Genomic DNA, 6164 nt, shown 5'->3' with positions numbered 1-6164 from the left:
TGACGGTCTGTGCCATGACCACAGACTCGCACGGCGCAGATCGATTGTGAATCCTGTGTTTGCGTCAGTGCACTAGGATCACGGGCTTGACGAACTTGGTTCCATAGCGGCCGATAACGATGTTTACCCGAAGAACGGTACTTACTGGACTATTCGGACTTACAGCCGCGGCCGCAGGTGTGGTGAGCAGGCCGACGAATGCTGTGGCGGCTAAATCTGGGGGTAAGCTGGATGCCGTGATCGACATCAGTCACTCAACGACCGTCAACGACTTCCGACTGGCTCGGCAGCGAAGCAACATCCTCGGGGTAATTCACAAGGCCAGTGAAGGCGGCGACTGGCGCGATCCCCTGTATGTCAAACGGCGGGCCGAGGCCGAAGCGGTCGGCCTGCTCTGGGGCGCCTATCATTTTGGGACCCATGAATATTCCGGCGCCGACCAGGCGGCAATGTTCCTCAATGCGGCACGACCGGGGCCCTCTACGCTGATGGCCTTGGACCTCGAGTTCAACGAACAGAACCCGTCCAACACCATGCGCCTGCGGCAAGCCGAAGAATTTGTGAAATCGATTGTTGCCACCACCGGTCGACACCCAATGATTTACACCACTGCGGCCTGGGCAGACGGCGAACCGATGGGGCATCCACAATACAGGCTGGGCGGCCGGATCAGTGAGCATTCCATCTTGGCGAATTGCCCCCTCTGGCTCGCCGATTACCGCTTCGAACCCCAATTGCCCAGCGCCTGGCGCGGCAAGGGATGGCATTTCTGGCAATATGCCGGTGATACCGACGATGGTGGCCCTCGAGGTCATAGGGTCCGGAGTGTTTCAGGCGTAGTTCGATGCGATCGCAATCTCTTCAAGGGTGACGCGACCATGCTCCACAAATTCTGGACAGCGTCTGCTGGGAACGGGCCAACCAGACGAAAAGCTTGAGCAAGAGGGAATCCCCATGCGTTCTTTCGCCATCCTGCTGTTCCTGGCTGGAGCATTGCACCTGTTTTTGCAGGTGCCCATTATCATCGCTGGCTGCGGAGCGCTGGCTCTATGGGTACTGTGGAAATTAAAGTGGGTGATCCTTGGCATCCTTGGTCTTGAGATGCTGTTTGGTGGCGGCGATAGCGGATCGGATGCGTGACGCTGAACGATGATCCCCTGGTGAGCACGATCTCGCCCGGCGCGCGTCAACGATTTTGAGACAGCGTTCCGATCAGTTTAAGCAGCCAACTTCCCCGAGTTTTCAGGCGGGTTGATCCAGGCGGCGGTGGGGAGCGCCGGGGCCTGAGGTGCGATCCGGACGAAGCGGTTTGGGTGGCGACCACTCTTACCCAAATCAATCGGCCAGCCTGCTTCGACAAGCTTCTTCATCGCTCGCGATACGTGGGCCTCATGGAGACCTATGACCTCGGCCAGCGCGGCGGCATGCAGAACTTGGGCATCTGTCATGGGCAGCCGATCGTAAGATCGGGCTGTCTATGGCGAGTAGGTATCGAAAAACACCTTGTCCTCGGTCATGATGTGACGAACCAGCCATTTGGAGAGATAGAACACCATTTCAGCTGAAACATCGACGTCTGCAGAAAGTTGTTCCTCAAATTTTACCATCTGCGCCGCGAACTGGCGGTGCTGCTCCAAATGGAAGGCCATGAGCTTGTAACCCTGATGCTTGGTGAATATCGCTTCCTCACGGTCGAAGTGATATTTGGCGTAATCGCGCAGTCCACCTAGTATACCCTTCGCCATTTCGCTTGCTTTATGGTCTCTGACGGCCACCTCTAGGGCATGGAGATAGTCAAAAAGGGTTTTATGGTCTTCGTCTATCTCTGCAAAACCCGTGGATAATTTATCGCTCCACCCCAGCCTATCCATCAGATTCTCCAATGATCTCGAACATATTCACCAGCACGGGAAGAGAAACTTTCCGCCGTTTATTAGCAGTCCCGCCCGTTTGACTGCTTCCACTGCCCGACCGGTTTGGCAGTGTGGCTCGTTAGGAAAGGGACGAATTTACGGTCTTCACCTAGGATATGGGTCACCAGCCAATTCTGGATCAGTTGGAATAGACGCTGGGCATCGACTTTCTCGCCCCGCTCGATATCCGATACTCGCCAACGAGGAGCTTCAACGCCGCTCTGAGAACAGCGCCTCGATTGTTCGCCAAACAACGGCAAGGCATAACTAATCCAAGAAATGGCCATCATTCGCAATCAATCGCCCCCACAGATCACCGATTGAGGATATCGGCCACCTCCTGGAGTTGCTTGTCAAAGCGCAGCAGGAAGAAGCCCTGATAAGCCAAATCGGACGGGATGAAGTACGACCCACCGGCTCCGTTAGCGATGAAGAACTTGTAGAACGATGCGCCGGACCGCAACGAGACGAGCATATTCTGCCAGTGCGCTTCGGCCCCCTTGGCGACGATTACGTCGTGGAAATCTTCCCCGAGGGCATTAAGGATCACATAGTAGGCGTACATGCGGCCCTTGGTGGCGAAGAACACCTGACTGGATCGGCCGTCGAAATAGCCGCCATTGCTCGACAGGACCCGACGCTGGTTGTCGGTGAGACGCTGCTTTTCGGCTTCGGTGAAGTCGTCAGGCGACAGCACCGTCAATTCGATGGTGCCAGACTGGCTGCCCATGTCCTTGCCGACCTTGATCAGGAAGTCGGACAGGCTGCTGGCGATCTTGTCATACTTGGCCTGTCCGTGGGCGAGACGCCGGTTGTAGTCATCCAGGTTCCCGATGCCGTCCCGGTATTGTGAGACGGCACTCGGCAGCATGAAGGCGGTCGGGTCATAATTGAGCAACCCTTTGGCCGCAACAAGGTTCGGGTCCGCTTCACCCGACCCTCTCTCGCGGCCGAGGAAATCGGTCATCTGGGTGGCCCATTGCGCCACCGCATACTGGATGCCCTTCTGGTAGGCGATCATGTTGCTGCTGTGGGCGATGGGGTAGAACCACAGCTTGTTGGGTGCCCAATGCTGGGTTTCAAGATCCATCAGTGTCGCCGCCATGGTGACGGCTTTGCTGCCGCCCTCGACCGCATGCTGCGGAGAAGGCTTTAGACTGGGGTCATCGTCGATACGGTATTCATAGATGAACAGCGCAAAGAAGATGGCCACAGCAGCGGCTATCCCGCCGATTGCCAGTTTGGCGATGATGCCTGCATCGACGAACCAGTCGATGAGAGCGTCCTTGATATCGCCGATTTTGGTTTTCAGCGCCTTCAGCGGTGCCATCATCATCGAGACATCCTCTTGCTCATTTGTAGGAATATGGGGTGCTAAATGGGCAGCGCCACACTCCAGAAGCGTGGATCAGTCAAGACCCCGGCAGCGATGGTCATCGAGCCGTTTATCCGGCTGTCGTCCTGAAGACGTGCGTGGAGAATGCCATCGACAGCGATGCTGAGATTGACGACCTGCCAGATTTTTCCGTGCGGTTCACCGACCTTGATAAAGCGGTCGCCGCTTTGAACATGCGGTATCAATTTCTTGGTCATGTTCGCTGCCGCCAAACAAATGCTGCACTGCGACATAGCCTACAGGGTGGAGCCCGAAAAGCAAGGGAGCCGAACAGTTATGCACTGACCGGCGAGGGGAAAGCGCTATAAGCCGTCCCAGACGCAAATGTGCGAATATATCTGGTGCGTCGTGATATCCTGTAGCCTCTTCATGGAAGGGGTGGTCATGTCCAAGGGCGAACAGAAGACCAATCGCGAGAAGAAGAAGCCGAAAGTCGTGAAGCCGAAGCCCATCGCGGCGGCACCATCGACCAAAGGCACGCAACCGACCACGACCAAGGCAAAGTAAGCGCGTCATTCCGGATGGGCTTCTGGAAGCCTGCGCTTCCGGTGCAAACTCAGGCTGAGGACGGGGTGGAACGTCGCCCCCCAGGGCTGCCATTCCCTTCCTCGCCACCACGGCGTCCCAAACCGAGGCAATCAGCAGCGAGAGCAGGACTGACGCGCGCGAATGGCTGGAACTCCAAACTGACCCCGACGACGATCCACCCCATATTGCGGGATCGTCATCGTGTGATTAAGCCGAGGCGGTTTGAGATTGCCGCCACTGAATGACCCTGTTGCCCCTGCCCGTCTTTCGCCATTTTCCAGGCTCAACCTCCTTGACGAAGCCAAGCCGGGCACATTCTTCAGAAAGCCACGCACGTGCTTCAGCCAAATCCCAGGTGTCGGGGTGGGCGGTAAGAAGCCAGAGAACTTGATCTCGGTTCACTTCAAGCATGGCACCCTCCGGGCGATGGCAGCCACTGAACTCTATCAGGCAAGCTTTGATGTTTGCATCAGTGCCGTCGCGCTCCCTCCACCAAGTCGCGTGCCAAGCTTTCGCCGCCCGTGACGCCCGCCCTCATGGCGACACAGAGGGCTGCCAGCGTAGGGCTGAGAGATGCGGTGTACCAACAAGTCGCCCAGTTGCACGACTCGGTGGGCCGAGATCTTGGTGGCGAAGGCGAGAGGCGAGAGGCGAGATGGTAACGACAGCCCCGCCTTGACCTCAGAGCGGCTCAGTATTACAATAATTGTCATAACGTAATACGGAGGGGTCGCTATGGCGCTCCCAGTTCAGTCGATCAGGGCCATGCCTGAGCATCGTGACGTGCTGCAGGCCGTCGCAGATCTGTTAAAGCAGGGCAAAGAACGCGATCTGAGGGATCTGATCGCCAACATCGAGAACCGGCCCGTCGGTGGATTCAAGAGTGCAGATGCGGCTCTTGCGTTTATGCGCGATCGCCTTGTGGCGTCCTTGCGGCCGAGGATGATTTGGCTGTTCGGAAGTCGTGCTCGCGGCGATGCTCGACAAGACAGTGATTTCGATATCATGGTTGTCTTGCCTGATGGTCTAGATAAAGCGGCATACACACATCACAATGTTGCGTCTCCACTGGTAGCATGCGGCATCCCTTATGATATAGTTCCATGCGCCTGGAGCGATTACATTGTAGATAAGGACAATGTCGGCACATTTGTCGCTAAGATTATTTCAGAAGGAAAACTTCTATACCAGGATGTCTCACTGCGAAGGAGCAAGCAATGAGCACGTTACTTGTTCTGTCGTTCTTACAGCTTGCGAAAGATGACCTGGCGGTGTCGAAGGCCCTCAGGGATAGCTTCCCTCGCCATTCAGCCTTCCATCTCGAACAAGCCGCGGAAAAGCTAGTGAAGGCGGTGCTGGCCGCCGAGGGGCATAATCTCAACGACAAAAAATTTCACCATCACAACATCGCAAGAATGATCAACGATGGGCTGTTGGATTCTCACGAATGGCGTGCCGATCTTATGGCCTTTGACGAATTTACGTCCTACGCCACGTTGACGAGATACCCGTCGACCGGCTTTCTTCCCACGGGCCCTGAAAACGCGGCGCTGAACGACGGTATTGAAAAAGTCGCCGCGCTAATCGAGCCTATCGAAGAATGGTGCAACGAGAAGCTTGGGCAGAAATAAGTCGCCACTGATCAGCCGAGGAAGCGCCAGGCCGTTCATGCCACGCCGCATGTGGGTGCGGCCGACCGCCAGCCAGACCCGGACATTGCTCGGAACCGGGATCATCGCCGTTCCAGAACGTCGAGAACCCGCCGCAGCGTCGCGGTAGCGGCATCACCGCCGACACGAATACGATAGCCGCTGGCCAGCTCAATCTCGATCCGATCATCCGGTGAGATTGGAGGCGCGAGCGACGCCACCTCCCCCGTCAGCACCACCGGCACCAAGGCCGGCGTCATCGTGTCGAGCCCGGGCGGACCAAAGAGCTTCCGCCAGCCGAAGAGTTGATTGGCGTTGACCTCATAGCGTCGCGCCACTGCCGCGACCGAGGCTCCTGGCTCGAACGTCGCCGCGACGATCTCCCGTTTCAGCGGTTCCGGCCACGACCGGTTCCGGCGCCGAACCACCGAACTTCTGTCCATAACCGAATTTGTGGACACATCCGCCACCACCAACGCCAATCAGGCTGGCAGAATCTCAGAGCACGGGCAGCCTGAACAGGCGGTCGTCACCGGGGGGATACCACTCCGGCGCGATGCCGAGGAGTTCGAAGGCGCGTTTCTGGGTCGGGGTCGGCCTCGAGGTGAGGGTGAAGACGTAATTCTCGTTGAGCGGCGTGGTGGCCTGGATGCGGCAGTAGGTGGCCAAGTCGCCGAG

At 57.3% G+C, this 6164-nt stretch carries 13 protein-coding genes; 6 read left to right on the top strand and 7 right to left on the bottom strand.

Going from position 1 to position 6164, the window contains the following annotated elements:
- Window positions 1-236: 236 nt before the first annotated feature.
- Together CU669_RS20775 and CU669_RS20770 are read left to right on the top strand one after the other, a co-directional pair.
- Window positions 237-938, top strand: coding sequence for a glycoside hydrolase family 25 protein (locus tag CU669_RS20775; protein ID WP_239988826.1), 702 nt, complete (start codon window positions 237-239; stop codon window positions 936-938).
- 16 nt (window positions 939-954) lie between these two features.
- Complete coding sequence (locus CU669_RS20770) at window positions 955-1140, top strand: hypothetical protein (protein ID WP_112147501.1); 186 nt, start codon at window positions 955-957, stop codon at window positions 1138-1140.
- Between the two features lie 77 nt (window positions 1141-1217).
- Here the strand turns inward: CU669_RS20770 and CU669_RS20765 are convergent, their stop codons facing one another.
- From CU669_RS20765 to CU669_RS20745, 4 genes are all read right to left on the bottom strand, one after another.
- Complete coding sequence (locus CU669_RS20765; protein ID WP_112147500.1) at window positions 1218-1448, bottom strand: helix-turn-helix domain-containing protein; 231 nt, start codon at window positions 1446-1448, stop codon at window positions 1218-1220.
- Window positions 1449-1475: 27 nt separating this feature from the next.
- Window positions 1476-1871 (bottom strand): bacteriohemerythrin, encoded by a 396-nt coding sequence (locus tag CU669_RS20760; protein ID WP_112147499.1) that lies wholly within the window; start codon window positions 1869-1871, stop codon window positions 1476-1478.
- Window positions 1872-2226: 355 nt separating this feature from the next.
- Entirely contained in the window at window positions 2227-3249 is a 1023-nt protein-coding gene (locus CU669_RS20750) for a DUF2333 family protein (protein WP_112147497.1), read from the bottom strand.
- A 38-nt stretch (window positions 3250-3287) separates the two neighbouring features.
- The gene (locus CU669_RS20745) at window positions 3288-3506 is read right to left on the bottom strand and encodes a hypothetical protein (protein ID WP_146747839.1); all 219 of its coding nucleotides are present in this window, start codon (window positions 3504-3506) and stop codon (window positions 3288-3290) included.
- Between the two features lie 187 nt (window positions 3507-3693).
- Between CU669_RS20745 and CU669_RS22115 the strand changes: the two genes are divergently transcribed.
- The gene (locus tag CU669_RS22115; RefSeq protein ID WP_275667830.1) at window positions 3694-3816 is read left to right on the top strand and encodes a hypothetical protein; all 123 of its coding nucleotides are present in this window, start codon (window positions 3694-3696) and stop codon (window positions 3814-3816) included.
- A 228-nt stretch (window positions 3817-4044) separates the two neighbouring features.
- Here the strand turns inward: CU669_RS22115 and CU669_RS21255 are convergent, their stop codons facing one another.
- Window positions 4045-4248: a hypothetical protein gene (locus tag CU669_RS21255; protein WP_146747838.1), complete on the bottom strand. Its 204-nt coding sequence runs from the start codon at window positions 4246-4248 to the stop codon at window positions 4045-4047.
- Between the two features lie 162 nt (window positions 4249-4410).
- Between CU669_RS21255 and CU669_RS22170 the strand changes: the two genes are divergently transcribed.
- Genes CU669_RS22170 through CU669_RS20730 form a run of 3 tightly spaced genes read left to right on the top strand, consistent with a single transcriptional unit; the run spans window position 4411 to window position 5468 of the window.
- Window positions 4411-4557 (top strand): DUF4113 domain-containing protein, encoded by a 147-nt coding sequence (locus CU669_RS22170; protein ID WP_112147495.1) that lies wholly within the window; start codon window positions 4411-4413, stop codon window positions 4555-4557.
- A 45-nt stretch (window positions 4558-4602) separates the two neighbouring features.
- Window positions 4603-5058, top strand: coding sequence for a nucleotidyltransferase domain-containing protein (locus CU669_RS20735; protein ID WP_161539764.1), 456 nt, complete (start codon window positions 4603-4605; stop codon window positions 5056-5058).
- Window positions 5055-5468, top strand: a complete 414-nt coding sequence (locus tag CU669_RS20730) for a HEPN domain-containing protein (RefSeq protein WP_112147493.1) — start codon at window positions 5055-5057, stop codon at window positions 5466-5468. The genes CU669_RS20735 and CU669_RS20730 overlap by 4 nt, the downstream gene beginning before the upstream one ends.
- A gap of 101 nt (window positions 5469-5569) precedes the next feature.
- Here CU669_RS20730 and tnpA read toward each other — a convergent pair whose 3' ends face one another.
- Window positions 5570-5929: an IS66-like element accessory protein TnpA gene (gene tnpA, locus CU669_RS20720; RefSeq protein ID WP_112147492.1), complete on the bottom strand. Its 360-nt coding sequence runs from the start codon at window positions 5927-5929 to the stop codon at window positions 5570-5572.
- Between the two features lie 55 nt (window positions 5930-5984).
- Window positions 5985-6164, bottom strand: a 180-nt coding sequence (locus CU669_RS21520; protein WP_112147491.1) for a hypothetical protein, incomplete at its 5' end; no start/stop codon positions are given.

This window comes from Paramagnetospirillum kuznetsovii, from assembly GCF_003284725.1.
In the GTDB taxonomy this organism is placed as follows: domain Bacteria; phylum Pseudomonadota; class Alphaproteobacteria; order Rhodospirillales; family Magnetospirillaceae; genus Phaeospirillum; species Phaeospirillum kuznetsovii.
This window is presented reverse-complemented; position numbering and strand designations above follow the sequence as displayed.

Excerpts from the sequence above, each read along its gene's own strand:
- CU669_RS20770 (WP_112147501.1), top strand. The coding sequence starts at position 955 with ATGCGTTCTTTCGCCATCCTGCTGTTCCTGGCTGGAGCATTGCACCTG.
- CU669_RS20765 (WP_112147500.1), bottom strand. The coding sequence starts at position 1,448 with ATGACAGATGCCCAAGTTCTGCATGCCGCCGCGCTGGCCGAGGTCATA.
- CU669_RS20760 (WP_112147499.1), bottom strand. The coding sequence starts at position 1,871 with ATGGATAGGCTGGGGTGGAGCGATAAATTATCCACGGGTTTTGCAGAG.
- CU669_RS20750 (WP_112147497.1), bottom strand. The coding sequence starts at position 3,249 with ATGATGATGGCACCGCTGAAGGCGCTGAAAACCAAAATCGGCGATATC.
- CU669_RS20745 (WP_146747839.1), bottom strand. The coding sequence starts at position 3,506 with ATGACCAAGAAATTGATACCGCATGTTCAAAGCGGCGACCGCTTTATC.
- CU669_RS22115 (WP_275667830.1), top strand. The coding sequence starts at position 3,694 with ATGTCCAAGGGCGAACAGAAGACCAATCGCGAGAAGAAGAAGCCGAAA.
- CU669_RS21255 (WP_146747838.1), bottom strand. The coding sequence starts at position 4,248 with ATGCTTGAAGTGAACCGAGATCAAGTTCTCTGGCTTCTTACCGCCCAC.
- CU669_RS22170 (WP_112147495.1), top strand. The coding sequence starts at position 4,411 with ATGCGGTGTACCAACAAGTCGCCCAGTTGCACGACTCGGTGGGCCGAG.
- CU669_RS20735 (WP_161539764.1), top strand. The coding sequence starts at position 4,603 with ATGCCTGAGCATCGTGACGTGCTGCAGGCCGTCGCAGATCTGTTAAAG.
- CU669_RS20730 (WP_112147493.1), top strand. The coding sequence starts at position 5,055 with ATGAGCACGTTACTTGTTCTGTCGTTCTTACAGCTTGCGAAAGATGAC.
- tnpA (WP_112147492.1), bottom strand. The coding sequence starts at position 5,929 with ATGGACAGAAGTTCGGTGGTTCGGCGCCGGAACCGGTCGTGGCCGGAA.